Source organism: Cupriavidus sp. CP313 (assembly GCF_054072015.1).
Map to the genome: position 1 here is coordinate 101,238 of NZ_JBSVZB010000008.1, position 25,636 is coordinate 126,873.

At 65.6% G+C, this 25,636-nt stretch carries 20 protein-coding genes; 1 reads left to right on the top strand and 19 read right to left on the bottom strand.

Annotated elements, in window-relative coordinates:
* Nucleotides 1-54: 54 nt before the first annotated feature.
* From infB to ACW4E8_RS13950, 6 genes are all read right to left on the bottom strand, one after another.
* A complete protein-coding gene (infB, locus tag ACW4E8_RS13925) occupies nt 55-2,943 on the bottom strand; it encodes a translation initiation factor IF-2 (RefSeq protein WP_456805045.1) in 2,889 nt (962 codons plus the stop codon).
* Between the two features lie 91 nt (nt 2,944-3,034).
* The gene (nusA, locus tag ACW4E8_RS13930) at nt 3,035-4,510 is read right to left on the bottom strand and encodes a transcription termination factor NusA (RefSeq protein WP_456805046.1); all 1,476 of its coding nucleotides are present in this window, start codon (nt 4,508-4,510) and stop codon (nt 3,035-3,037) included.
* Entirely contained in the window at nt 4,507-4,995 is a 489-nt protein-coding gene (gene rimP, locus ACW4E8_RS13935; RefSeq protein WP_013957170.1) for a ribosome maturation factor RimP, read from the bottom strand. The genes nusA and rimP overlap by 4 nt, the downstream gene beginning before the upstream one ends.
* Nucleotides 4,996-5,298: 303 nt before the next feature.
* A complete protein-coding gene (gene rluB, locus ACW4E8_RS13940; protein WP_456805047.1) occupies nt 5,299-7,221 on the bottom strand; it encodes a 23S rRNA pseudouridine(2605) synthase RluB in 1,923 nt (640 codons plus the stop codon).
* 5 nt (nt 7,222-7,226) lie between these two features.
* Nucleotides 7,227-8,081: an SMC-Scp complex subunit ScpB gene (gene scpB, locus ACW4E8_RS13945; RefSeq protein ID WP_456805048.1), complete on the bottom strand. Its 855-nt coding sequence runs from the start codon at nt 8,079-8,081 to the stop codon at nt 7,227-7,229.
* Between the two features lie 570 nt (nt 8,082-8,651).
* Nucleotides 8,652-9,410 (bottom strand): sulfite exporter TauE/SafE family protein, encoded by a 759-nt coding sequence (locus ACW4E8_RS13950; protein WP_456805049.1) that lies wholly within the window; start codon nt 9,408-9,410, stop codon nt 8,652-8,654.
* A 78-nt stretch (nt 9,411-9,488) separates the two neighbouring features.
* Here ACW4E8_RS13950 and fnr point away from each other — a divergent pair, with 78 nt between their 5' ends.
* On the top strand, nt 9,489-10,214 hold the full coding sequence (gene fnr / locus ACW4E8_RS13955; RefSeq protein ID WP_456805050.1) for a fumarate/nitrate reduction transcriptional regulator Fnr: 726 nt from the start codon (nt 9,489-9,491) through the stop codon (nt 10,212-10,214).
* Between the two features lie 61 nt (nt 10,215-10,275).
* Here the strand turns inward: fnr and ACW4E8_RS13960 are convergent, their stop codons facing one another.
* The 13 genes from ACW4E8_RS13960 to ACW4E8_RS14020 form a co-directional block, all read right to left on the bottom strand.
* Complete coding sequence (locus ACW4E8_RS13960; protein ID WP_013957176.1) at nt 10,276-10,521, bottom strand: hypothetical protein; 246 nt, start codon at nt 10,519-10,521, stop codon at nt 10,276-10,278.
* Nucleotides 10,518-10,727, bottom strand: a complete 210-nt coding sequence (locus ACW4E8_RS13965) for a membrane protein (RefSeq protein WP_013957177.1) — start codon at nt 10,725-10,727, stop codon at nt 10,518-10,520. The genes ACW4E8_RS13960 and ACW4E8_RS13965 overlap by 4 nt, the downstream gene beginning before the upstream one ends.
* 206 nt (nt 10,728-10,933) lie before the next feature.
* Complete coding sequence (ccoG, locus tag ACW4E8_RS13970) at nt 10,934-12,382, bottom strand: cytochrome c oxidase accessory protein CcoG (RefSeq protein ID WP_456805121.1); 1,449 nt, start codon at nt 12,380-12,382, stop codon at nt 10,934-10,936.
* Nucleotides 12,383-12,455: 73 nt separating this feature from the next.
* Entirely contained in the window at nt 12,456-13,373 is a 918-nt protein-coding gene (ccoP, locus tag ACW4E8_RS13975) for a cytochrome-c oxidase, cbb3-type subunit III (RefSeq protein ID WP_456805051.1), read from the bottom strand.
* 2 nt (nt 13,374-13,375) lie between these two features.
* Complete coding sequence (locus ACW4E8_RS13980; protein ID WP_010809472.1) at nt 13,376-13,540, bottom strand: cbb3-type cytochrome oxidase subunit 3; 165 nt, start codon at nt 13,538-13,540, stop codon at nt 13,376-13,378.
* A 3-nt stretch (nt 13,541-13,543) separates the two neighbouring features.
* Entirely contained in the window at nt 13,544-14,206 is a 663-nt protein-coding gene (gene ccoO, locus ACW4E8_RS13985; RefSeq protein WP_010809471.1) for a cytochrome-c oxidase, cbb3-type subunit II, read from the bottom strand.
* Nucleotides 14,207-14,224: 18 nt separating this feature from the next.
* Nucleotides 14,225-15,673, bottom strand: a complete 1,449-nt coding sequence (gene ccoN, locus ACW4E8_RS13990) for a cytochrome-c oxidase, cbb3-type subunit I (protein ID WP_013957182.1) — start codon at nt 15,671-15,673, stop codon at nt 14,225-14,227.
* A gap of 153 nt (nt 15,674-15,826) precedes the next feature.
* Nucleotides 15,827-15,973, bottom strand: coding sequence for a cbb3-type cytochrome oxidase assembly protein CcoS (gene ccoS / locus ACW4E8_RS13995; RefSeq protein ID WP_010809469.1), 147 nt, complete (start codon nt 15,971-15,973; stop codon nt 15,827-15,829).
* Between the two features lie 3 nt (nt 15,974-15,976).
* A complete protein-coding gene (locus ACW4E8_RS14000; RefSeq protein ID WP_456805052.1) occupies nt 15,977-18,547 on the bottom strand; it encodes a heavy metal translocating P-type ATPase in 2,571 nt (856 codons plus the stop codon).
* 105 nt (nt 18,548-18,652) lie between these two features.
* Nucleotides 18,653-19,750: a cell division protein ZapE gene (gene zapE, locus ACW4E8_RS14005; RefSeq protein WP_456805053.1), complete on the bottom strand. Its 1,098-nt coding sequence runs from the start codon at nt 19,748-19,750 to the stop codon at nt 18,653-18,655.
* Nucleotides 19,751-19,840: 90 nt separating this feature from the next.
* Nucleotides 19,841-21,265 carry a dihydrolipoyl dehydrogenase gene (lpdA, locus tag ACW4E8_RS14010; protein WP_456805054.1) on the bottom strand — a complete coding sequence of 475 codons (1,425 nt, stop codon included), beginning with the start codon at nt 21,263-21,265 and terminating at the stop codon, nt 19,841-19,843.
* Between the two features lie 100 nt (nt 21,266-21,365).
* Nucleotides 21,366-22,613, bottom strand: a complete 1,248-nt coding sequence (gene odhB, locus ACW4E8_RS14015) for a 2-oxoglutarate dehydrogenase complex dihydrolipoyllysine-residue succinyltransferase (protein ID WP_456805055.1) — start codon at nt 22,611-22,613, stop codon at nt 21,366-21,368.
* Between the two features lie 89 nt (nt 22,614-22,702).
* Nucleotides 22,703-25,555, bottom strand: coding sequence for a 2-oxoglutarate dehydrogenase E1 component (locus tag ACW4E8_RS14020; RefSeq protein ID WP_456805056.1), 2,853 nt, complete (start codon nt 25,553-25,555; stop codon nt 22,703-22,705).
* Between the last annotated feature and the right edge of the window lie 81 nt (nt 25,556-25,636).

The following is a 25,636-nucleotide window of genomic DNA, read 5'->3' on the forward strand; positions in this document are numbered from 1 at the left end:
CTGTCTAGTCGAGATGACAACGGCAGGCCGAAGCCTGCCGTTGCTTGCGACGCCTTACAGCGTACGCGCCACCTCTGTGATTTCGTACACCTCGAGCTGGTCGCCTTCCTGAACATCATTGAAGTTCTTGATCGACAGACCGCACTCAAAGCCTTGCTTGACTTCCTTGACGTCGTCCTTGAAGCGCTTGAGCGAATCCAGCTCGCCGTCGTGGATGACCACGTTGTTGCGCAGCACGCGCACCAGCGAGTTGCGCTTGACCAGGCCGTCGGTAACCATACAGCCGGCCACCGCACCGATCTTCGGCACGCGGAACACCTGGCGCACCTCGACCTGGCCGATGGTGGTCTCGCGCTTCTCCGGCGCCAGCATGCCCGACATCGCCGCCTTGATCTCGTCTACCGCATCGTAAATGATGTTGTAGTAGCGGATATCGATGCCGTTGTGCTCGGCCAGCTTGCGCGCACCAGCGTCGGCACGCACGTTGAAGCCGATGATGACCGCCTTCGAAGCCGTCGCCAGGTTGACGTCGGATTCGGAGATGCCACCCACGCCGCCGTGCACGATCTGCACGCGCACTTCCGCGGTCGACAGCTTCTGCAGCGACTGCACCAGCGCTTCCTGCGAACCCTGCACGTCGGCCTTGACGATCAACGGCAGCGTCTGCACTTCGCCTTCGGCCATCTGCTCAAGCATGTTCTCCAGCTTGGCGGCCTGTTGCTTGGCCAGCTTCACGTCGCGGAACTTGCCCTGGCGGAACAGCGCGATTTCACGTGCCTTGCGCTCGTCCGGCAGCACCAGCACTTCTTCACCCGCGGCAGGCACTTCCGACAGACCCTGGATTTCCACCGGGATCGACGGGCCGGCTTCCTTGGTCGGCTTGCCGTTCTCGTCCAGCATGGCACGCACGCGGCCGTAGGCGCTGCCAGCCAGGACCACATCGCCACGCTTGAGCGTGCCGCTGCTGACCAGGATGGTTGCGATCGGACCCTTGCCCTTGTCCAGCTGGGCTTCCACCACCAGGCCCTTGGCCGGGGCATCCACCGGCGCCTTCAGTTCCAGCACTTCGGCTTGCAGGAGCACTTGCTCGAGCAGGTCTTCCACACCGGTACCCATCTTGGCGGAAACCGGCACGAACGGCGAATCGCCGCCATATTCTTCCGGCACCACCTGCTCCGCCACCAGTTCCTGCTTGACGCGGTCCAGGTTGGCATCGGGCTTGTCGATCTTGTTGATCGCCACGACGATCGGCACACCGGCAGCCTTGGCATGCGCAATAGCTTCCTTGGTCTGCGGCATCACGCCGTCGTCGGCGGCCACCACCAGGATCACGATATCGGTCGCCTTGGCACCGCGGGCACGCATGGCCGTAAAGGCCTCGTGACCCGGGGTATCCAGGAACGTAATCACGCCGCGATCGGTTTCCACATGGTAGGCACCGATGTGCTGCGTAATCCCGCCGGCTTCGCCCGCGGCCACCTTGGTGCGGCGGATGTAGTCCAGCAGCGAGGTCTTGCCGTGGTCGACGTGACCCATCACGGTCACCACCGGCGGACGCGGCAGCGACTCGGCGTCGGTGTGTTCCTCACCGCCCACCACCAGCAGCGCTTCCGGATCGTCCAGCTTGGCGGCATACGCCTTGTGGCCCATTTCTTCCACCACGATCATGGCGGTTTCCTGGTCCAGCACCTGGTTGATCGTCACCATCTGGCCGAGCTTCATCATCTGCTTGATGACCTCGGACGCCTTGACGGCCATCTTGTGTGCCAGGTCGGCCACGGAGACGGTTTCCGGCACGTGCACTTCACGCACCACCGGCTCGGTCGGCGCCTGGAAGCTGCTGCGGCTGTCGTCATGCTGCTGCTGCCTGCCGCCGCGGCCACGCGGGCCACCGCGCCAGCCGCCTACGCCGCCCGACGAATCGCCGCGCGTCTTCAGGCCGCTGCCCTTCTTGCGGCTGCTGTCGTCCTGCCAGCCCGCCTTCACGACCTTGCCCTTCTTGTCGGCGGTCGCCGTGGTCGTGGTCGTGGTGGCCGGCTTCTTTTCGTCTTTCTTCGCTTCCGTGGTCGCACCGGCCGGCTTGACCGGCTTGTGCAGCGTACCGGTCTGCTCGGCCTTCTTCTCTTCAGCCTTGCGCTCGGACGGCGCCTTCAGCACGCGGGGCGGGGCGTTCAGCATCTGCTGGATCGCACGGGCCTCGGCTTCGGCAGCCTCGCGGCGCTTGCGCGCAGCAACTTCCTGTTCGGCGCGGGCCTTGTCGGCAGCAGCCTTGGCCTCGTCGGCAGCCTTCTGCGCCTCGGCGCGTTCGGCGGTGACACGGGCCTTCTCGTCCTCAGCCTTCTTGCGCGAGGAGTCTTCGTTGGCTTCGGTCACGGCGCGCGATGCGGCAGCCTCTTCTTCCGCCTTGCGGGCGGCGAGTTCGGCCTGGCGGCGCTGTTCAGCCTCCAGGGATTCCTGGCGGGCGCGGCGCTCGGCTTCCTCACGCTCGGCGGCCTCGCGGGCGGCCTTGGCTTCAGCTTCCTGGCGCGCCAGCAGTTCGGCCTGTTGGCGTTCTTCCTCGTCGCGGCGTGCCTCGTCGGCAGCATCGACGACAGGCGCCTGGGCTTCGGCCGCGTCGGCCTGGGTGTCAGGCGCAGCTTCGTCGCGCTTGATCAGCACGCGCTTCTTGCGCACTTCCACCTGGACCGTGCGGGTCTTGCCGGTGCCATCCGACTGGCGGATCTCGGAGGTTTCGCGCTTGGTCAGTGTGATCTTCTTGCGGGAGCTGTCGTCGGCCTGGCCGTGCGAACGCTTCAGATAGTCCAGCAGGCTGGTCTTATCCGATTCCGTGATGATGTCTTCTGGCGTCGCTTTGCCCACCCCAGCCGCCTGCAATTGTTCCAGCAGGGCAGCTGCGCTGCGACTCAGTTCTGCGGCCAGTTGGGCAACTGTTGTGCTTGCCATTCAAACCCTTTCAATGCTTGGTTTCTACGTCGGGACAAATCGTTGCGGAAAGCGCGCCCGGGCCAGGTGTAGGCCGGCCCGGCCGTGTCCCTCAGTTGAACCAATGTTCCCGTGCTTTCATGATCAGCGACTTGGCTTCTTCCTCGCTGACACCGGTCATCTCGACCAGCTCGTCCACGGCCAGTTCGGCCAGGTCGTCACGCGTATGGATATCGCCTTCGGCCAGCTTGCCGATCAATTCCGGGTTGAGGCCGTCGAGCGAGCGCAGGTCCTGCGACACCTCTTCCACCTTTTCTTCCCGGGCCAGTTCCATCGTCAGGAGCGCATCACGCGCGCGATTGCGCAGCTCGTTGACGGTGTCTTCGTCAAAGGCCTCGATCTCCATCATTTCACTGATGGGGACATAAGCCACTTCTTCCAGCGTGGAGAAGCCTTCCTCGATCAGGATGTCGGCAACTTCCTCGTCCACGTCCAGCTTGGCCATGAACAGCTTGCGTACGACATCGCTCTCTTCGGCCTGCTTCTGCGCCGATTCTTCCTGGGTCATGATGTTGATCTGCCAGCCGGTCAGTTCGGACGCCAGGCGTACGTTCTGACCGCTGCGGCCGATCGAGACGGCGAGGTTTTCCTCGTCGACCACCACGTCCATGCTGTGCTTCTCTTCATCCACCACGATCGACTGCACCTGCGCCGGCGCCAGCGCGCCGATCACAAATTGCGCCGGGTCTTCCGACCACAGCACGATGTCCACGGCCTCGCCGCCGATCTCGTTACGCACCGCGGTGACGCGCGTACCACGCACGCCCACGCAGGTGCCGATCGGGTCGATGCGCTTGTCATGCGCGACCACGGCAATCTTGGCGCGCACGCCCGGATCACGGGCAGCCGCCTTGATCTCCAGCAGGCCCTCTTCCATTTCCGGCACTTCGTTCTCGAAGAGCTTGATCAGGAACTCGGGCGCGGTGCGCGACAGTTCAATCTGCGGGCCGCGCGCGGCGCGGTCCACATTCAGGATATACGCACGCACGCGGTCACCGGTGCGCAAGTTTTCCTTGGGGATGATCTGGTCGCGGGCCAGCAGCGCTTCCACGCGGCCGGACTCGACGATCAGGCCCTTCTTGTCGGCGCGCTTGACCGTGCCGGTCATGATCTTCTCGCCGCGATCCAGGTAGTCGTTCAGGATCTGCTCGCGCTCGGCGTCGCGGATGCGCTGCAGGATCACCTGCTTGGCAGCCTGCGCACCGATGCGGCCGAACTCGACCGACTCGATCTGCTGCTCGATAAAATCACCCAGCTCGATGCCGGGGGTTTCATCGCGGGCCTCGAACAGCAGGATCTGCTTGTCCGGCTCTTGCAGGCCCAGCTCGTCGGGAACGACCAGCCAGCGGCGGAAGGTTTCATGCTCGCCCGACTCGCGATCGATCGCGACACGGATATCCACGTCTTCCTCGAAACGCTTCTTGGTGGCCGAGGCGAGCGCCGCCTCCAGGGCACCGAATACCACATCCTTGTCGACGTTCTTCTCACGCGCAAGCGCATCGACGAGCAACAGAACTTCGCGGCTCATTGCTTGTTCCCTTTTCTTTGATTTCCTTTGAAGTCGATCACCGGCACCAGGCGTGCCTTGTCGACATCGGATACGGCAAATTCCAGCAGCGCCGGGCCATCTTTGCCCTCGAACTCCAGGCCAATCTTCTCCTCGCCCGCCGCGCCGGTGGGCTCGCGCAGGATGCCTGTGAAGTTCTTCTGTCCGTTGACGGGCAGGCGCAGCGTCACGCGCACCTCCTCGCCGGCAAAGCGAACGTAGTCGGCCAGCTTCTTCAGCGGCCGGTCCAGTCCGGGCGACGAGACCTCGAGGCGTTCATAGTCGACGTTCTCGACCGTGAACACGTGGGTGAGCTGGCGGCTCACCTTTTCACAATCCTCGATGGCAATGCCGGTTTCAGGCTGATCGATATAGACACGCAGCAATCCGGCCGGGGCACGCTCGAGCTCGACCAGCTCATATCCCATGCCGCTTAGGGTGGTTTCGATCAAATCTGCCAGATGCACTGTTATCCCGAGTAATGGCCATCAACACCGTGGCAGGCAAACCCGCCGGTGCCGTCCGGGACGACCCTGCTGCAGCCCTGCCTGTCCGCCATCCCCCCGCTCCAGCGGAGAGAACCGAAAAACGGGCGAACCAAAAAAAAAATGGGCGCAATGCCCATCATTCGCCCATCCTCGACGAGGATGGCTTTTTGAATAGAGTTGAATTATACGCGGATTATGTCGAAAAGGCAAAAGCCAGACATTTACCGCGCACTGCATGCGGCGCCGGCAAGCATTCAGCCCGCCATGCGCCGCAATCAGCGCTTATCGGTTGCCGCCGCGGTTGCCACCACGGTTGCCGCCGCCACCGCCACCACTACCGCCGCGCGGGGAACGGTTACCGCCCGGTTTCGACGCCTTCGGCATCACATTGCCGTTGGCTTCGCCGCCGCCGCCGCGACGCGGCTTGCCCTGACCCTGGCCGCCCAGAGCGCCCTGGCCCTGGCCACCCTGACCGCGCATGCCACCCATGCCGCCCATGCCGGCACCACCGCGCCCCTGGCGTGCGCCAGTGCCGCGCCCGCCGCCCAGGTTGGCCGCGTGCGAGGTCAGCAGCGTGGGCCCGTGGCTGATATAGCCCATCGAGGTCTTCATCGGATCCGGCTGGCTGCTGCGGCCGCCGCCAGCGCCCCGGGCACCGCCCTGGTCGAAGCGCGGCAGGCCGTCCATGCCCGTGGGCATCGGCATGCCGGCAATCGCGGCTTCGGTGCGCTGCTTGCGGCCGCCCACCTTGGTGGCACCCTTGGGGGCCTGCTCGCCCTTGCCGGGCACCTTCAGGCCAACACCGGCCATCAGCGCCTTGACGTCATTCGGCTCGACTTCCTGCCAGCGGCCGCGCTTGAGGCCACGCGGCAGCAGGAACTGGCCGTAGCGGGTGCGGATCAGGCGCGACACGGTCAGCCCGACCGCCTCGAACATGCGGCGCACTTCACGGTTGCGGCCTTCGGTCAGGGCCACGTGGTACCACTGGTTGACGCCTTCGCCACCGCCGTCGGCAATGCGCAGGAAGTTGGCTTCGCCGTCATCGAGCTTGATGCCGTGCAGCAGGCGCTGGCGATCGGCTTCGGCCAGTTCGCCCAGCGTACGCACCGCGTACTCGCGCTCCACGCCGTAGCGCGGGTGCATGAAGCGGTTGGCAATGTCACCCGAGGTGGTGAAGATCAGCAGGCCTTCGGTATTGAAGTCCAGGCGGCCCACCGCGACCCACTTGCCGCTCTTGATGCGCGGCAGGCTGTCGAACACGGTCGGACGGCCTTCCGGATCGGACTGGCTGACGATCTCGCCGGCGGGCTTGTGGTACAGCAGCACGCGCGGCGGCTTGCTCGACACCTTGCGGTGGATCAGCTTGCCGTTCACGCGGACCTGGTCCGCCGGCAGGATGCGCTGGCCGATATGGGCCGGCAGGCCGTTGACTGAAACGCGGCCCTGCAGGATCAGCTCTTCCATCTCGCGGCGCGAGCCCAGCCCGCCCTCGGCCAGCACCTTGTGCAGCTTGGGCGCGTCGTCGTCGGCCGACAGCTCGCGCACCGGCTTGGCCTTGGTGCGCGGGATGACGGTGTCTTCGGTGTCGTACTGCTCGGAGATCACGAAGCGGAACAGGTCTTCGCTGCTCGCCGCGGTCTTGTCCCCGCCACCCGGGCCCTTGCGGGGCGTCTGCGGCTTGCCGCCATCCTTGCTGCGGCGGCCCTGCTGCCGCGCGCCGGCGCCCTGCGCCTCGCCCGGCGCTGCCGCCTTGCCTGAACGCTGGACCGGCTTGCGCTTGCGGCCGGGCTGCTCGGGCTTGTCGGTGCCTTCGGCCCTGGCAGCGCGGTCCACCTTGTCTGCCTTGCTGGTGCCCTGGCCGCCCTGGCCGCCCTGGCTACTCTGGCCGCCCTCGCCCTGCCCCGTCTTGCGCTTGCCGCGGCCACGCTGGCCACCGCGCGCGCCGCCCGCCGCCTGTGCGGCGCCCGGTTCACCGGCATCGCCCTGGCCGCCGGCGCTGGCGCCTTCGGCGCCCTCGCCGCGGTCCTGCGCCGCCTGGCGGCGCGATGCGACCAGGTTCCTCAGCCCGCGGCGCAGCCCCTTGCGGCGGGGCGCGGCTTCGCTGCCCGATCCGGGTTCTGCGGCGCCGGTGTCGGCGGGTGCACCCGCATTGCGGGTGTCTTGCTCAACGGAATCAGACAAGATATTCACTATCGGATGTTGCATGTTGTTCAGTTCGGCACGCGCTCGTCGTGCTCGCTCGGGTGCGGCGGGGTGCCGTTGTCCGGCAAATCGCCCCGCGCCCCGTCCGGATTGGGTGCGGCTGGTTCGGTGGAAGCGGCCTCGGCGGCATCGTCGGCTGCAGCTTGCAGCGGTTGCACGTCAAAGCCATTGGCGCCTTCGTCGACCGGGTCGGTCGTCTCGGCTTCGTTTGCGACGGATGCTTCGGCCACATCCGCTGCCTGCGCGGCGGGGTCGGCAAATGCCTCTTCGTCGGCGCTGGCCGCCTTGTTTGCAGCCAGGTCTTCAAAATTGATGGCCTGCTGTTCCAGCAGGGTTGCCTGCGCCTGCGCCTGGGCATCTTCCAGCGGCGGCAGCTCATCCAACGTACGCAGGCCAAGATCGTCCAGGAATGCCTTGGTGGTCGCATACAGCGCCGGCCTGCCCGGCACGTCGCGGTGTCCGATCACCTCGATCCAGCTGCGGTCCTCAAGCTTCTTGACGACTTCCGTGCTGACCGTCACGCCGCGGATTTCTTCGATATCGCCGCGGGTCACCGGCTGCCGGTAGGCAATGATTGCCAGTGTTTCCATCACGGCGCGCGAATATTTTGGCGGCTTTTCGGGATTCAGCCGATCGAGGTATTCACGCATTTCCGGCCGGCTCTGGAAGCGCCAGCCGCTGGCCAGGGCCACCAGTTCCACGCCGCGCGGCCGCCAGTCCTGGCGCAGTTCCTCAAGCAGCACGCGGATGGTGTCTGCGCCGACGTCGTCGTCAAACAGCCGCCGCAGATCATTGACGCGCAACGGTTCCTGCGCGCAGATCAGCGCCGTCTCGAGGACGATCTTCGCCTCTTGGGTATTCATGTTGATGGTGTGCAGCCTGTCTTTGCACCTGCTCCCGGACGGATCCGGGGCACCGGAGATTTTGGATACAGCGGTGCGAAAGCCACCGCCATCTCATTGCGCAGCTAGCCGGATACCTGCTGCATCCAAGGCCGTGCACTTCCCTATCTTTGCATCGAGTTGCCGGGTCGTTCCGGCAGGAGATCGTTCGCATGCCGTTATGGGCCGGCCAGCGAACCTCTTGCGTAGCGCGTCCGCACATATCGGACGTCGCTGTCAGCGAACTGAAGGCCTCGGACGCAAGAAAAACGGGTATCGGGAGCAAGGCCGGCATCGCCAACACCGCAGTGCCAGCCGGACTTTTGAACCAGATCTTTTGAACCGGATGGACTGTGGGGACGGGACGGGCATCGAAAACCTTCCGCTTCCCCTGCCCTGAACGCGCCTTCTGGTATGAAGGCCGCCTGGCGCTGCTCGCCCGCTGCTTACCGCGGCTCATATTACACCGCGCGATACCGCAATGTTGGCGATTGTATGGCATTCCCGCCCCCGCCTGCAACCATCATCCGTTGCCCGGGCGGCGCCGGCGCCTCAGAACACCAGGCAGAATCCATGCTCGGCCAGCGAATGTGGCAGCAGCACCGCTCGCGCAATGCCAAGGCCGCCGAACGCCATCACCGCCAGGCCGGCCCCCAGGCGCACGCCGGGACGTCGCGACAGCGTACGCAAGTAGCCCGACAGGCCGGAAAGCACCAGCAGGTTAGGCAGTGTGCCGAGCCCGAACACGCCCATCACGAGTGCGCCGGACGCCGCGTTGCCCGCCAGCAGCGCCAGCGTAAGCGCCCCATAGACCATGCCGCACGGCACCAGGCCCCATGCCAGGCCCACGCCATAGCGCCGCGCCAGGCCGCCGCGCACCCGCATGAAGGCCGGCAAGCCACCTGCCAGGCCATTCAGCCGCCGCGCCACGGCTGCGCTGGCGCGCGCCGCCAGCCGCTCCAGCCAGTTGACGGTAAAAATGTTGCCGCGCAGCAACCGCCAGCCCGACCACAGCAGCATGACGCTGCCCGCGCCGAACAGCCAGCGCTGCAGCGGCATGTAGTCCTGCTTCCACGCCGAGGCACCGACCGCGCCGAGCGCGGCGCCAAGCAGCATATAGGTCGAAATCCGGCCCACGTGCATAGTCAGCAACTCGCCCAGCCAGGCGGCGCGGCTGGGCACCAAACTGATCGTCGCCGCCGCGCCGCGGCGTTGCTCCACGGCCAGCGCCACGCCGCCGCACATGGCGGCGCAGTGGACCCCGCCCAGCAAAGCCAGCAGAAAAACGCTGATCAGCACGCCAAATGTCAATTCTCACTCCCTACCACATCACATCGCACGGTAAAATGTCCTAATCGCGCCCACGCTGCCATTTCTAGCAGGTTCCAATTGCTCACCTCCATTCCCATTACCGAGATGTCGCCCCGCTGCTCCACCTGTGCGATGGGGCAGCTGTGCCTTCCGGTCGGCATGTCGCAGCAAGACCTCGCCAAGATGGACACGCTGGTGCAGGAACGCATCCGTGTGCACAAGGGTGAAACCCTGTATCGCATGGGCGATCCGCTCACCGCGGTCTATGCCGTGCGCTTTGGCACGCTCAAGACCCACGTCACCACCGAAGACGGCCGCTCGCAGATTACCGGCTTCCACCTGCCTGGCGAAATTGTAGGTCTCGACGGGCTGGGCGAGATGCAGCACGCCTCCGATGCGGCCGCGCTGGAAGATACCGAAGTCTGCGTGGTCCGCATGGGCGAACTGCAGACCCTGTCGGCAGACCTGCCGTCGCTGCAGCAGCAGTTCCTGCGCCTGATGGGCAAGGAAATCACGCACGACCAGCTGATGCTGGTCACGCTGGGCTCGATGCGCGCCGAGGAACGCCTTGCCGCCTTCCTGATCAACCTCTCTGAGCGCCTGTCGGCGCGCGGCTATTCGGCGTCCGAGTTCGTGATGCGCATGAGCCGCGAAGAGATCGGCAGCTACCTGGGCCTGAAGCTCGAAACCGTCAGCCGCCTGTTCTCTCGCTTTGCCGAAGCCGGCCTGATCCAGATTCGCCAGCGCCACGTCAAGCTGGTGGACATCGACGGCATCAAGCAACTCTACAGCCGCTCCTGCTAGGCGGCCAAGCGCTGCCAGTGCCGCATCCGGCCATGGCAGCGCAGACCTCACGCCAGCGCGCTCATTCCAGTTCGTCGGTATCGCTGAGCCGCGTCGGCATGGTGTAGAGCGTCAGTCCGCTGGACAACGCGCAGAACACCCAGGCCATCAGGAAGCCGATGGTGTAGACCGATTCGCGGGACGCTTCGATCGGCTGGCCGAAGAAGTTCAGGTCACCGGGATCCACCACCGAAAACACCGTCGCGGTCGCAAACCCAGCCATCAGGAACGCCGGCCAGAGTACCCACATCAGCCAGCGCAACCTCATGGCTGCCTCGCTGCAGCAGCCTTGGGCGGCGCGGCATCGGCCTTCTCCACCACCAGGCCATGGCGCGTTGCACCCTGCACCGGCATGTCCGGATGCGTGGATGCCAGCCAGATCGTCACGCCGCACGCCACCATCGCCACCAGCGGACCGCTCATCAACAGCCACGGCCACGGCTCCTTCCACCACGGATTGCCTTGCTGACTCATCTTGCCCCCTTCATCTTGACGACTACGTCCGCGTCTGCCCAGTGTCCTGTTCCGCAAATACCTTGCCATGAAATCGCCCAGTTGGCCGCCATGCGTCGTTGCTCGTCGTTGCCATAGCTACGGCTATGGCGCCTCCTCGCGCCTAGCCTGACGACCAACTGGACGATTTCATTTTGGCAAGCCATTTACGGAACAGGACACTAGCCTCACAAATCGCGCGGCACGATGAAACTGGTGGATTGCCGGATTTCGGCATGCCCCCCCTCCGTGCCTTCGCTCGTCACTGTCACGTTGATCTTGTGCGTGCCCTGCGCCGCGGCCTCGATCGGCACGCGGATCCGGATCGGCAGCAACCGGTTGGACGTCGGCGCCAGCGATTCGGCCTGCTTGTCGTACTCCACCTTCAGGTTCTTCAGCTCGTCGCTGTCGGCCTGCACGCTGATCTTCATCGGCGCTTCGGTGGTGTTGATCAGCTGCAGGCGATAGACGTTCTCGATCCAGCGGCCTTCCACTTCACGGCCGAGCGCACCACGGTCGCGGATGATGTCGACCTTCAGCGGCGTGCGCAGCGCGATCGACGCCATGAAGCCGGCCAGCAGCACCACCCAGATCACGGAATAGATGATGACGCGCGGACGCAGCAGGCGCTTGCGCGATGCCGCCGCGGACAAGGCCTTGCGCATCGCGTTTTCCGAGGTGTACCGGATCAGGCCGCGCGGATAGTCCATCTTGTCCATGACCTGGTTGCAGGCGTCGATGCAGGCGCCGCAGCCGATGCACTCGTACTGCAGGCCGTCGCGGATATCGATGCCCGTCGGGCACACCTGCACGCAGATGCTGCAGTTGACACAGTCGCCAAGCCCCGCCTTATAGTGGTCGGTCTTGCGCGATCGGCTGCCGCGTGGCTCGCCGCGGCCGACGTCGTAGGTCACGACATAGGTATCGCGATCCACCATCACGCTCTGGAAGCGCGCATACGGGCACATGTACTTGCACACCTGCTCGCGCATGAAGCCCGCATTGCCCCAGGTGGCGAACGCGTAAAACAGCATCCAGAACGACTGCCACGGCCCCAGCGACAGGCTGAGCACCTCGCCGCCCAGCCCGCGGATCGGCGCGAAATAGCCGATGAAGGTAAAGCCAGTCCAGAGCGCAATCAGCACCCACAGGAAGTGCTTGGTCGCCTTGAGACGGAACTTGCGCAGACTCCACGGATCGCCATCGAGCCGGATGCGGGCGATGCGGTCGCCTTCGACCCGTCGCTCGATCCACATGAAGATCTCGGTATAGACCGTCTGCGGACAGGCATAGCCGCAGAACAGCCGCCCCGCGATCGCCGTGAACAGGAACAGCGCCAGCGCCGAGATCACCAGCAGCACCGCCAGGTAGATCACATCCTGCGGCCACAGCACCAGCCCGAAGATGTAGAACTTGCGCGCGCCAAGGTCGAACAGCACGGCCTGGCGGCCATTCCATTGGAGCCAGGGCGTGCCGTAGTAGACCAGCTGGGTCAGGATCACCAGCCAGACCCGCCAGCTGGAGAAGGCGCCCGTCACCGAGCGCGGGTAGATCTTGCGGCGGACCTCGTAGAGCGTTTCGTCAGAGGTCTCGCCCGGCGCAGCGGCCGACCGTTGCAGGTCGGCCGCCCGGGCCATTTCTTCGGTCCCGGGTGCGTTCATGGGCATGCTCTCCCGCGAGCCACCAGCGCCCGCTCACATGAGTCGTCGTTCATTGCCCGGCTCCGCTCCCGGTGTTGGACAAACCCCAGATATAGGCCGTCAGCATCCGGATGCGTTCAGGCGTCAGGATCTCCTCATGCGCGGGCATGTGGTTGTTGTGGCCCTTCAGGATGGCGTCGACGATGCTGCCTTCTGAGCTGCCATACAGCCAGACGTTGTCCGACAGGTTGGGCGCACCGAGCGCCTGGTTGCCCTTGCCGCCGGCGCCGTGGCATGCCACGCAGGTCGTCTTGAAGGTGCCCTCGCCACGCGACGCACGGATCGGGTCCGACGACAGCCCCGACAGCGAGCGCACGTATTGCGCGACGTCGCCCGCCTGCTTGGCGTCTATGGTCGTGGCAAGCGGCGGCATCACGCCATTGCGGCCCTTGGTGATGGTCTGCTGGATGGTGTCGGGTTCGCCGCCATAGAGCCAGTCTCTGTCCGTCAGGTTCGGGAAGCCGCGGCTGCCACGTGCGTCCGAGCCATGGCACTGCGCGCAGTAGTTCACGAACAGGCGCTGGCCGATCTCGCGCGCCTGCGGATCCGCCGCCACCTGCTTGACGTCCATCTTCAGGTACTTGGCGTAGATCTCGTTCTGCATTTTCTCCTGCGCCGCGCGGTGGGCGGCAAGTTCGCCTTGCGTGGAGACCTTCAGCACGCCGGCATACGAACCCAGTCCCGGGTACAGCACCAGGTAGGCCAGGCTGAAGATGCAGGCCAGCAGGAACATCCACATCCACCAGCGCGGCAGCGGGTTGTTCAGCTCGCGCAGGTCACCGTCCCAGACATGGCCGGTGTCTTCAGTGCCACCGGCGGTCTTGGTGACCTTGCGTTGCGAGAACAGCAGCCACACGCACCAGACGATGCCGATGAGCGCGATGGCGGCAATGTAATAACTCCAGAATTCGGAAATGAAATCGCTCATGGCTAGGTGTTCCGGCTCGATGTTGTCGTAGTTTCGTCAGGCAGCGCGAACGGCAGCATGGCGGATTCCCGGTTGGCGGCCTGTCGGCCGGCGGACCAGGCCCACCAGCAGATCCCCAGGAAGACGACCATCGACACGACGGTCGCAATGGCAGTGATCATGGCCACGGCTTACTCCTTGGGTGCCGCGGCCGCGGCGGAATCCACGCGGACGTTGCGGCGGTTGGTGCCCAGGCCTTGCAGGTAGGCAACCAGCGCATCCTCTTCGGTCTTGCCCTTGAGCTCGTCCGGTGCCTTGGCGATCTCGGCATCCGTGTACGGCACGCCCAGGCGCACCAGCGCGCGCATGCGGGCCTGGATATCGTTGGTGGGCAGCTCGGCCTTTTCCAGCCACGGGTACGACGGCATCACCGATTCCGGCACCACGTCGCGCGGATTGCGCAGGTGGATGCGCTGCCAGTCATCCGAGTAGCGCCCGCCCACGCGCGCCAGGTCGGGACCGGTGCGCTTGGAGCCCCACAGGAACGGGTGGTCGTAGACCGACTCGCCCGCCGTTGAGAAGTGGCCGTAGCGCTCGGTCTCGGCCTGCAGCGTGCGCACTTGCTGCGAGTGGCAGCCGACGCAGCCTTCACGGATATAGATATCGCGGCCCATCAGCCGCAGCGGCGAATACGGGGTGATGCCCGGATCCGGCTCGGTGGTGGAGTGCTGGAAGAACAGCGGCACGATCTGGACCAGACCCGCAATGCTGACCACGAGGATCGTGCAGATGATCAGCCAGCCGATGTTCTTCTCCAGCGTTTCGTGGGAAAAGAAGCGTTGTTTGTCGGACATCTTTCTATCCTGGATTGATCAGTGGGCAGAGGCAGGGATGCTGGCCGGGATCGGCGCATCCACGGCGGGCTTGCCGACGATGGTCTTGAGCACGTTGTAGGCCATCAGCAGCATGCCGGACAGGAAGCACAGGCCACCCAGCAAGCGAATCAGGTAGAACGGGTACTTGGCCTTGACCGCTTCGACGAAGGCATAGGTCAGCGTGCCGTCAGGCTGCGTGGCGCGCCACATCAGGCCTTCCATCACCCCGGCAATCCACATCGAGGCGATATACAGCACCACGCCGATGGTCGCGATCCAGAAGTGCCACTCGATCAGCCGGACGCTGTACATCTGCTTCTCGCCGAACAGACGCGGGATCAGGTAGTAGAGCGAGCCGATCGAGATCATCGCGACCCAGCCCAGCGCGCCCGAGTGCACGTGACCGATGGTCCAGTCCGTGTAGTGCGAGAGCGCGTTGACGGTCTTGATCGACATCATCGAGCCTTCGAACGTGGCCATGCCGTAGAACGACAGCGCCACCACCAGGAACTTCAGGATGGGGTCGGTGCGCAGCTTGTGCCAGGCCCCCGACAGGGTCATGATGCCGTTGATCATGCCGCCCCACGACGGCGCCAGCAGGATCAGCGAGAACACCATGCCCAGCGACTGCGCCCAGTCCGGCAGCGCGGTGTACTGCAGGTGGTGCGGGCCGGCCCACATGTAGGTGAAGTTCAGCGCCCAGAAGTGGACGATGGACAGCCGGTAGGAGTAGATCGGGCGCTCGGCCTGCTTGGGAATGAAGTAGTACATCATCCCCAGGAAGCTGGTGGTCAGGAAGAAGCCCACGGCGTTATGGCCGTACCACCACTGGATCATCGCGTCCTGCACGCCGGCATAGGCCGAGTAGGACTTCCACAGCGACACCGGCATCTCGATGTTGTTGACGATATGCAGCAGCGCGATGGTCAGGATGTAGGCGCCGAAGAACCAGTTGGCGACGTAGATATGCCGGGTCTTGCGCTTGACGATGGTGCCGAAGAACACGATCGCGTAGGCCACCCAGACCGCGGTGATCAGCAGGTCGATCGGCCATTCCAGTTCGGCGTATTCCTTGGAGCTGGTGATCCCCAGCGGCAGCGTGATGGCGGCGGCGACGATAACCAGTTGCCAGCCCCAGAACGTGAACGCGGCCAGCGGGCCGCAGAACAGGCGGGCCTGGCAGGTGCGCTGAACCACGTAGTACGAGGTCGCGAACAGCGCGCTGCCGCCGAAGGCGAAGATCACCGCATTGGTATGCAGCGGTCGCAGCCGGCCAAACGACAACCAGGGTGTGTTGAAGTTGAGTTCGGGCCAGATCAGCTGTGCTGCCAGCAGCACGCCGACGGCCATGCCGACGATCCCCCAGACTACCGTCATGACAGCGAACTGTCTTACGACGCCGTAATTGAAGGTGTCGACGCGTGAAGACGCGGCAGTGACATCCATTCAGACCCCCAAAGCTTAGAGAAGAGAAAAAACCTACCGACAGTGTGACTTTAGAAAAACCATGCTGCGTGTGCGTTGATCTTTATCAAGTCGCTCAGGGCATGAGGAACCTGCGTGCGGGGCCCCGGTCGGAGGGCGCGTCGCCCGGCGGGTTCAGGGCTTGTCGTTGTCCAGCAGGATCGATTCGGCGGGCCGGTCCAGGTCGTCGTACTGCCCGGCATGTAGGGCCCACCACAGCGCGCCCGCGATGACCACGACAAGCACCAGGCTCATCGGCACCAGCAGGTAAAGCGTTTCCATCAGTCAGACTCCCTTGTGGCGCGGCTTGCCGGCGCGCAGCAGGCGCCAGGCATTGGCCACCACCAGCAACGACGACAGCGACATGCCGATGCCGGCCATCCAGGCTGTGACCAGCCCCGTCGCTGCGAGCGGAATGGCCACCACGTTGTAGAAGAAGGCCCAACCCAGGTTCTGGCGCACCACCCGGCGCGTCTGGCGCGACACCGCCAGCGCGGTGGCGATCTCGGCCACGCCGCCGTGCGTCAGCACCGCGTCCGCCCCGGCCTGGGCCAGCGGCGCGCCGCTGCCGATGGCAATCGATACCTGCGCTTGCGCCAGCACTGGCGCGTCGTTGATGCCGTCCCCCACGGCCAGCACCACCGCCCCACCCTGCTGCAGCTGCGCCACGTAGTCGCGCTTGCCTTCCGGGGTGACCGCGCCGGCCACGCATTCGATGCCGAAGTGCGATGCCCACCAGCGGACCGCATCGGCGTGATCGCCCGATACCAGGTGGCAGCGCACGCCCAGTTCGCTCAGCCGCGCGAGCAGCCCCGGCGTCTGCGCCCGCTCGACATCGGCCAGGACGAAGCGCGCCAGCGGGCCCGCTTGCGCGCCCAGCCACACCACGGTGGCGCCAGGATGGTCTGCGTCGCTGCGCCCGGTGTCCGGTGCCTGGCCGCTGTCAGGCCTCAGCGCCGCGACAAAGTCGGCGCGGCCAAGCCGCAGGCGTCGGCCATCGACGAGCGCCTCCAGGCCCTGGCCCGGGACGTTGCGCATGTCGGACACCTGGAGCGGCATGCCGGCGTTGCCCTGTGCCGCGGCCACCAGTGCGCGCGCGATCGGATGTTCGCCACCGCGCTCCATCGCGGCGGCCAGTGCCAGGCATTGGGCCCGATCGGCGTCAGCCAGCGGCTCGACCGCGGCCACGGCAAAGCGGCCTTCGGTCAGCGTGCCGGTCTTGTCGAGCACCACGTCGGTGACGCGCGCCAGCGTCTCCAGCGCGTGGCCGCGTGTCAGCAGCACGCCGCGGCGCGACAGCGCCGCACCGGCCGCGGCCAGTGCGGCCGGCGTGGCCAGCGACAAGGCGCACGGGCAACTGACCACCAGCACCGCAATCGTCACGAGCAAGGCGCGCGACGGATCGATCCAGAGGCCCCATACCAGCCCGGTCAGCGCCGCCAGCACCAGCAGCGTCGCCACGAACCAGCCCGCGACGCGGTCGGCCAGCGTGGCCAGGCGCGGCTTTTCAGCCAGCGCACGGTCCAGCACGGCGACGATCTCGGCCAGGCGGGTGCCGGCGCCGACGCGCGTGATCCGCAGTTCGAGCGGGCTTGCCGTATTGAAGCTGCCGGCCAGCACGGTCTCGCCGGCGGCGCGGCGCACCGGGCGGCTCTCGCCGGTCAGCATGGATTCATCGAGTTCGCTCGCGCCCGCCACCACGGCGCCATCGGCGGGAACAATCTCGCCGGCCTTGACGCGGATGAGATCGCCCGCGCGCAGGCGCGCGACCGGGACACGCTCGCCGGCGGCACCGGTGGCGGCCAGCCGTTCGCAGGTGGCCGGCAGCTGGCGCGCCAGCATCTCGGCGCCGCTGCGCGAGGCCTGGTGCACGCGCAGTTCCAGGTAGCGGGCCAGCAGCAGGAAGGCGACGAACATCGTCACCGAATCGAAATACACCTCGCCCACGCCGCGCATTGTTGCCAGCGCGCTGGCGGCAAAGCCGGCGCCGATGCCGATCGCCACCGGCACGTCCATGCCCATATGGCGCTGGCGCAGGCTGCGCCAGGCACCGGCAAAGATCGGCGAGGCGGCATAGAACACGACCGGCAGCGTCAGCGCAAAGCTGGCCCAGCGCATCAACTGGAGCTGGCCAGGGTCGATGGTGGCCTCATGGGTGTAGATCGGCCAAGCGTACATCATGACCTGCATCATGCCGAGCATGGCCACGGCCATGCGCATCAGCAGCCCGCGGCGCGCGCGGCGGTCCTGCTGGTCGGTGCGCGAGACTTCGAACGGCCAGGCCATGTAGCCGATCCCGGCCAGCGCGGCCAGCAGCCCCGCCACCGTCTGGGCGCCATCGCGCCAGCGCACCACCACGCGCCGCGTGGTGACATTGGCGACCGCGGACTCCACGCCCGGCTGGCGGCTCAGGTGCTGTTCGATCAGCCACGCGCAGGCGGCGCAGCGGATGTTTTCGGGTGCCAGCGTGATCTCGGCGCGGCCGCCGTCAAGCGGGCGGACAAACTGGGAGCGCAACTCAGGGGTGTCGTAGGCGGCCCAGATCGGCTCGGCCTCGCGCCGGGCGTCGTCGTCGATGGGGCGGGCGAAGCGGGCTTCTTCCCCATACAGGTGGGCAAAGCCGGCCGCATGGAGGGTCTGCGCCAGTGCCTGGCAACCGCCGCAGCAGAACACCCGGCGGCTGCCGTCCAGCTCGGCGGCAAGCGGCTCGGTGTCCGTGACGGGCAGGCCGCAATGGAAGCAGGCCAGCCGCGCACCGGCGCCGGACGCAGCCGGGCCCGCGGCGTCACGGAGCGCGGCCGGCGGGTACGGTGCCAGCAAGCTGGCTGAAGGACTGGTGACTGGGGGCGACGACATGGGGACCTTTTTCTACCCAATGGAGGGTATATGCGGGTCCCCGAATCGACCTTGATATAGGTCAATGCGGCCCGGCTATTGTCGCGCCGGGCCGGAAAACAACGCTCAGGTGAGCGTGGTATCCATGGTGCGGCGCTCGGATTCCAGGTATTCGCGCGATTGCATCTCGATGATGCGCGATACGGTCCGATGGAACTCATTGGCCATCTGGCCTTCGGTGTAGAGCTCGTCCGCGGGCACTTCCGCCGACATCAGCAGCTTGACCTTGTGGTCGTAGAAGACATCGATCAGCCAGGTGAAGCGGCGTGCCTCGGACGACATGCGCGGCGTCATGCGCGGCACGTCGGACAGGATCACGGTATGGAACTGGGACGCCAGTTCCAGGTAGTCGTTCTGCGAGCGCGGGCCGCCGCACAGCGTGGCAAAGTCGAACCACACCACGCCGTTGGCCTTGCGCAGCGCGCGCAGCTCGCGGTGCTCGATATGCAGCAGCGGTGACTCGTCGGCCACGCCGGCGATCGAGGTGAAGGCGTCGCGCAGCGCGGAACTCGCCTTGGCGCCGAGCGGCGTGTGGTACGCCTGCACCTGCTCCAGCGCGCGCTTGCGATAGTCGATGCCCGCGTCGACGTTGAGCACGTCGAGCTTCTGCTGCAGCAGCGCGATGGCCGGCAGCACGCGGTCGCGGTGCAGGCCATCCGGATACAGCAGGTCCGGGCGGTAGTTGGAAGTCATCACGAACTGCACGCCGTTCTCGAACATCTGCTGCAGCAGGCGATGCAGGATCATCGCATCGGCGACGTCGCTGACGTGGAATTCATCGAAGCAGATCAGCCGGAAGCGGCGCGCGATACGTTTGGCCAGCTCATCCAGTGGATCGGGACGGCCGCGCAGCTCTTCGAGCTGGCGATGGACCTCGCGCATGAACTCGTGGAAATGCAGCCGCGTCTTGCGCACCACCGGCACGCAGGTATAGAAGCTGTCCATCAGGAAGGACTTGCCGCGCCCCACCCCACCCCACAAGTAGACGCCCTTGGGCACGTCGGGACGGACCAGCAGCTTCTTCAGCGCACTGTTGCGGCGGCTCTTGTAGGCCACCCATTCGTCGTAGCACTGCTGCAGCCGGGCCACGGCGCGCAATTGCGCTTCGTCGGACTGGTAGCCGCGCTCCTTCAGTTCCTTCTCGTAGTACTCGGTGACGTTCATGCTGACGGGTTCCTGCGGCACGGGCCGCAAGTGAAAACGGCGCGCCGCGGATGCGGCGCGCCGGTACTCAGGCAATGCGAAGCATGCGCCTTACATATTAAGCTGACGCTTGTCGACGGCCAGCGCGGCTTCGCGCATGACTTCCGACATCGACGGGTGCGGATGGCAGACCCGGCCAATATCCTCGCTGGCGGCCTTGAACTCCATCGCCACCACGGCTTCGGCGATCAGGTCAGAGGCGTTGGCGGCAACGATGTGCACGCCCAGGATCTCGTCGGTCTTGGCGTCGGCCAGCATCTTGACGAAGCCGTCGGCATGGCCCATGCCCAGCGCACGGCCGTTGGCCATGAACGGGAACTGGCCGGCCTTGTACTCGCGGCCTTCGGCCTTGAGCTGGGCTTCGGTCTTGCCTACCCATGCGATTTCCGGGAAGGTGTAGATCACCCACGGAACGCAGTTGTAGTCGATGTGCGGCTTCTGGCCGGCGATGCGCTCGGCCACGGCCACGCCTTCGTCCTCGGCCTTGTGCGCCAGCATCGGGCCGCGCACCACGTCGCCGATGGCCCACAGGCCCGGCACCTTGGTGGCGCAGTGGTCGTCCACCTCGATGAAGCCGCGCTGGTCCGCGGCCAGGCCGACAGCGTCCAGGCCCAGGTTGTCGGTATTGGGCACGCGGCCGACTGACACGATCAGCCGATCGACTTCCAGGGTCTGGGCCTTGCCGTCCTTGTCGGTGTACTTGACGGTCACGCCGTTCTTGCCGGTCGTCACTTCGTTGACGTTCACGCCGAGGCTAAACTTCAGGCCCTGCTTGGTCAGCTGCTTCTGCGCTTCCTTGGCCACGCCTTCGTCAGCGGCGCCCAAGAAAGCGGGCAGCGCTTCCAGCACGGTCACTTCGGAACCCAGGCGGCGCCACACCGAGCCCAGCTCCAGGCCGATCACGCCGGCGCCGATCACGCCCAGCTTCTTCGGCACTGCGGGGAACTTGAGCGCACCCTCGTTATCGCTGACCAGGTCGTTGTCGACCTTGACGCCCGGCAGGTGGCGGGCCTTCGAACCGGTGGCGATGATGACCTGCTTCGCGGTCACGACTTCACCGGCGATCTCGACCTGGAAGCCCTCGGCGGTCTTGCCGACGAACTTGCCGTAGCCCTTGAGCAGCGTCACCTTGTTCTTGCGGAACAGGAACTCGATGCCCTTGGTCATCTTGCCGACGATCTCGTCCTTGCGCTTGAGCATCTTGGCCACGTCGACCTTGACGTCGCCCACGGTGATGCCGTGGTCGCCCAGGTGGTGCTGGACGTTCTCGACCTCTTCCGAGGAAGCCAACAGCGCCTTGGAGGGGATGCAGCCCACGTTCAGGCAGGTGCCGCCCAGGCGGGCTTCGCCCTTGGGATCGTCATACGGATTGCCTTCGCAGCAGGCCACGTTCAGGCCCAGCTGGCCGGCACGGATGGCGGCGATGTAGCCGCCGGGGCCGGCGCCGATCACCAGCACATCGAATTGTTTGCTCATGGGAATTCCTTTGTGGGCGCCGGCGACAGCTTGTGCCGGCGCGCCTTCATCACGGGGGAAGCGCGCCCCGCGCACGGCAGACGTGCGCGGGGGGACCGTTTCACAGGTCCAGCAGCAGGCGGGCCGGATCTTCCAGCGCGTCCTTCATGGCGACCAGGCCCAGCACGGCTTCACGGCCGTCGATGATGCGGTGGTCATACGACATCGCCAGGTAGTTCATCGGACGGATCACGATCTGGCCGTCTTCCACCACCGGGCGGTCCTTGGTGGCGTGCACGCCCAGGATGGCCGATTGCGGCGGGTTGATGATCGGGGTCGACAGCATCGAGCCGAACACGCCGCCGTTGGAGATCGAGAACGTACCGCCGGTCAGTTCTTCCAGCGACAGCTTGCCGTCACGGGCCTTGACGCCGAACTCGGCAATCTTCTTCTCGATGTCGGCCAGGCTCATCTGGTCGGCATTGCGCAGGATGGGCACCACCAGGCCGCGCGGCGAGCCCACGGCGATACCGATGTCGAAGTAGCCGTGGTAGACGATGTCGTTGCCGTCGATCGAAGCATTGATCAGCGGGAATTTCTTCAGCGCGTGCACCGCGGCCTTGACGAAGAACGACATGAAGCCCAGCTTCACGCCGTGTTCCTTCTCGAAGCGGTCCTTGTACTTGTTGCGCAGGTCCATCACCGGCTTCATGTTCACTTCATTGAAGGTGGTGAGGATGGCGTTGGTCGATTGCGATTGCAGCAGGCGCTCGGCGATACGGGCGCGCAGGCGGCTCATCGGCACGCGCTCTTCCGGGCGGTCGCCCAGCGCGGCGAAGTCGACCGGGGCCGAAACCTGCTGCAGCGCCGGCTTGGCGGCCGGAGCCGGGGCAGCCTTGGCAGCGGGAGCCGGCGCAGCGGCTGCGCCCAGCACGTCGCCCTTGGTGATGCGGCCATCCTTGCCGGTGCCGGCAACCTGGCCAGCCGACAGGCCGGCTTCGGCCATCAGCTTGGCAGCCGACGGCATCGCCACGGCGCCGGCGGCGGCCGGAGCGGCAGCAGCGGGTGCGGGGGCGGCAGCGGCGGGTGCCGGAGCAGCGGCGGCCGGTGCGGCGGCGCCAGCGGTGGCTTCGGTGTCGATCTTGGCGATGATTTCATCGGCCACGACGGTGTCGCCGTCGCTCTTGACGATAATCGACAGGACACCAGCCGACGGGGCCGGCACTTCCAGCACGACCTTGTCGGTTTCGATCTCGATCAGGATTTCGTCCTGTGCAACAGCCTCGCCCGGCTTCTTCTTCCAGTTGAGCATGGTCGCTTCGGCGACCGATTCGGAGAGCTGCGGAACCTTGACGTCAACGATAGCCATGGTTGTGAATTCCTCGTGTTATGCGTGTTGTCTTTATGCTGGCTATGCCACGGCGGCCATCTGCGCGCGCCGCCGCGGCTGCCGCTTGATTACTTGGTCAGAACAAAGCCCTTGAGCTTGGCAAAGGCAGCATCCAGCAGCGCCTTCTGTTGCTCGTTGTGCTTTGCGTAGTAGCCCACTGCCGGCGAAGCCGAAGCGGGACGACCGGCATAACCGAGCTTCTGGCCATCCGTCATGTTTTCCATGATGTAGTGCTGCACGAAGAACCAGGCGCCCTGGTTCTGCGGCTCGTCCTGGCACCACACGATTTCGGTGGCGTTCGGATACTTCTTGAGTTCTGCTGCCACGGCCTTGTGCGGGAACGGATACAGCTGTTCCAGGCGGATGACGGCCGTATCGTTGGCCTCGCGTTCCTTGCGCGTGTTGACCAGGTCGTAGTAGACCTTGCCCGAGCACATGATGACGCGCTTGACCTTGCTGGCGTTGAGCTCTTCGTGGTCAGGGATGACCGTCTCGAAGTGGCCCTTGGCCAGGTCCGACAGCGGCGACACGGCGTCCTTGTTACGCAGCAGCGACTTCGGCGTCATGATCACCAGCGGCTTGCGGAACAGGCGGATCATCTGGCGGCGCAGCAGGTGGAAGATCTGGGCCGGCGTGGTCGGCTGGCAGACCTGCATGTTGTGGTCCGCGCAAAGCTGCAGGAAGCGCTCGATACGGGCCGAGCTGTGTTCCGGGCCCTGGCCTTCGTAGCCGTGCGGCAGCATCAGCGTCAGGCCCGAGGCACGGCCCCACTTCACTTCACCCGACGAGATGAACTGGTCGATCACCACCTGGGCGCCGTTGACGAAGTCGCCGAACTGGGCTTCCCAGATCACCAGCGCGTTCGGTTCGGCGGCCGAGTAGCCGTATTCGAAGCCGAGCACGGCTTCTTCGGACAGCACCGAGTCGATCACCGTGAACGGTGCCTGGTTTTCCGACACGTTCTGCAGCGGCACATAGCTGCCGGCATCCCAGCGCTCGCGGTTCTGATCGTGCAGCACCGAGTGGCGGTGGGTAAAGGTGCCGCGGCCGGCATCCTGGCCGGTGATGCGCACCGGGTAGCCCGAGGACACCAGCGAGGCGAAGGCCAGGTGCTCGCCCATGCCCCAGTCCAGCGGCTGGTCGCCGCGGCCCATGTTGGCGCGGTCCTTGACGACCTTTTCCACCAGCGGGTGCAGCTTCAGCGTCTCAGGCGTGGTGGTGATGCGTTCGGCCAGGCGCTTGAGCTCGGTCACCGGCACGGCGGTGTCGGCGGCGTCGGTCCACTTGCGGTTCAGGAACGGCATCCAGTCCACGGCGAACTTGTTCTTGAAGTTCGACAGGACGGGGTCGGCAGTGTGCTTGCCGGCGTCCATCGCGGCGCGGTATTCCTTGACCTTCTCGTCGCCGAACTCGGCCGGGACCAGGTTCTGCGCGGCCAGCTTGTCGGCGTACAGCTTGCGCGTGCCGGGGTGCTGGGCGATCTTCTTGTACATCAGCGGCTGCGTCACCGCCGGGGTGTCCTGCTCGTTGTGGCCCAGCTTGCGGAAGCAGATGATGTCGACCACGACATCCTTCTTGAACTCCATGCGGAAGTCCACGGCCAGCTGCATGGCGTACACCACGGCTTCGGGATCGTCGCCGTTCACGTGCAGCACCGGGGCCTCGATCATCTTGACCACGTCCGTGCAGTACAGCGTTGAACGCGCGTCGCGCGGGTCGGAGGTGGTGAAGCCGATCTGGTTGTTGATGACGATGTGCATCGAGCCGCCCGTGCCGTAGCCGCGGGTCTGCGCGAGGTTCAGCGTCTCCATCACCACGCCCTGGCCGGCAAAGGCCGCGTCGCCGTGCACCTGCACCGGCAGCACTTCCTTGTGGCCGACTTCGCCGCGGCGTTCCTGGCGGGCCTTGGCCGAGCCTTCGACCACCGGGTTGACGATTTCCAGGTGCGACGGGTTGAACGCCAGCGACAGGTGGACCGGGCCGCCATCGGTCGAGACATCGCTCGAGAAGCCCTTGTGGTACTTGACGTCACCGGCCGGCAGGTCGTCGACGTGCTTGCCTTCGAATTCGGCGAACAGGTCGGCGGGCATCTTGCCCAGGGTGTTGACCAGCACGTTCAGGCGGCCGCGGTGGGCCATGCCGATCACGATTTCCTGCACGCCCTTGCTGCCGGCGTGCTGGACCAGTTCGTCCATGGCGGCGATAAAGCTTTCGCCGCCTTCCAGCGAGAAGCGCTTCTGGCCGACGTACTTGGTGTGCAGGAAGCGCTCCAGGCCTTCAGCCGCGGTCAGGCGGTCCAGGATGTGCTTCTTCTTGTCCAGCGTGAACACGGGCTTGGAACGCGTGGTTTCCAGGCGTTCCTGCCACCAGCGCTTCTGCGCCTGGTCGCTCACGTACATGAATTCGAAACCGATGGTGCCGCAGTAGGTTTCGCGCAGGTTGTTGAGCAGCTCGCGCAGGCTCATCGACTCCTTGCCAAAGTAGGTATTGCTGGCATTGAAGACGATGTCGAGGTCTGCTTCGGAGAAGCCGTAGAACGCCGGGTCCAGGTCCGGCAGGGGCGGACGCTCCTGGCGCTTGAGCGGGTCCAGGTCGGCCCAGTGCGAACCGATGTTGCGGTAGGCGGCGATCAGCTGGGTGGCAGCGACGCGCTTGCGGCCCATGTCGGAATCGGCCGAGGCAACGATGGTCTTGATGGGGCCTTGCTTGGCGCGCTCGGCGAACGAGGCAACGATGGGGGCGTGGGGGATGTCCCGGGCGCTGGTGCCGTCGACCGCAGGAACGTTCTGCATGGCGTCGAAATACGCGCGCCAATTGTCGGGAACCGAGGCGGGGTTCTGGAGGTAGGCTTCGTACAGTTCTTCGACATACGGGGCGTTACCGCCGAAGAGGTACGAGTTGCTCTGATACTGCTGCATCATGGGACGCTCACTATTCTCCGGGAATGCCGGAGTTCAGCGGGTTATTCAACCTTCCGCGACACGGCTTGACCGGTTAGCGGA

Bases quoted from the DNA above. Each gene is read 5' to 3' on its own strand.
- infB (WP_456805045.1), bottom strand. From the start codon at position 2,943: ATGGCAAGCACAACAGTTGCCCAACTGGCCGCAGAACTGAGTCGCAGC.
- nusA (WP_456805046.1), bottom strand. From the start codon at position 4,510: ATGAGCCGCGAAGTTCTGTTGCTCGTCGATGCGCTTGCGCGTGAGAAG.
- rluB (WP_456805047.1), bottom strand. From the start codon at position 7,221: ATGCAACATCCGATAGTGAATATCTTGTCTGATTCCGTTGAGCAAGAC.
- scpB (WP_456805048.1), bottom strand. From the start codon at position 8,081: ATGAATACCCAAGAGGCGAAGATCGTCCTCGAGACGGCGCTGATCTGC.
- ACW4E8_RS13960 (WP_013957176.1), bottom strand. From the start codon at position 10,521: ATGAGGTTGCGCTGGCTGATGTGGGTACTCTGGCCGGCGTTCCTGATG.
- ACW4E8_RS13965 (WP_013957177.1), bottom strand. From the start codon at position 10,727: ATGAGTCAGCAAGGCAATCCGTGGTGGAAGGAGCCGTGGCCGTGGCTG.
- ccoG (WP_456805121.1), bottom strand. From the start codon at position 12,382: ATGGCCCGGGCGGCCGACCTGCAACGGTCGGCCGCTGCGCCGGGCGAG.
- ccoP (WP_456805051.1), bottom strand. From the start codon at position 13,373: ATGAGCGATTTCATTTCCGAATTCTGGAGTTATTACATTGCCGCCATC.
- ccoO (WP_010809471.1), bottom strand. From the start codon at position 14,206: ATGTCCGACAAACAACGCTTCTTTTCCCACGAAACGCTGGAGAAGAAC.
- ccoN (WP_013957182.1), bottom strand. From the start codon at position 15,673: ATGGATGTCACTGCCGCGTCTTCACGCGTCGACACCTTCAATTACGGC.
- ccoS (WP_010809469.1), bottom strand. From the start codon at position 15,973: ATGGAAACGCTTTACCTGCTGGTGCCGATGAGCCTGGTGCTTGTCGTG.
- ACW4E8_RS14000 (WP_456805052.1), bottom strand. From the start codon at position 18,547: ATGTCGTCGCCCCCAGTCACCAGTCCTTCAGCCAGCTTGCTGGCACCG.
- zapE (WP_456805053.1), bottom strand. From the start codon at position 19,750: ATGAACGTCACCGAGTACTACGAGAAGGAACTGAAGGAGCGCGGCTAC.
- lpdA (WP_456805054.1), bottom strand. From the start codon at position 21,265: ATGAGCAAACAATTCGATGTGCTGGTGATCGGCGCCGGCCCCGGCGGC.
- odhB (WP_456805055.1), bottom strand. From the start codon at position 22,613: ATGGCTATCGTTGACGTCAAGGTTCCGCAGCTCTCCGAATCGGTCGCC.
- ACW4E8_RS14020 (WP_456805056.1), bottom strand. From the start codon at position 25,555: ATGATGCAGCAGTATCAGAGCAACTCGTACCTCTTCGGCGGTAACGCC.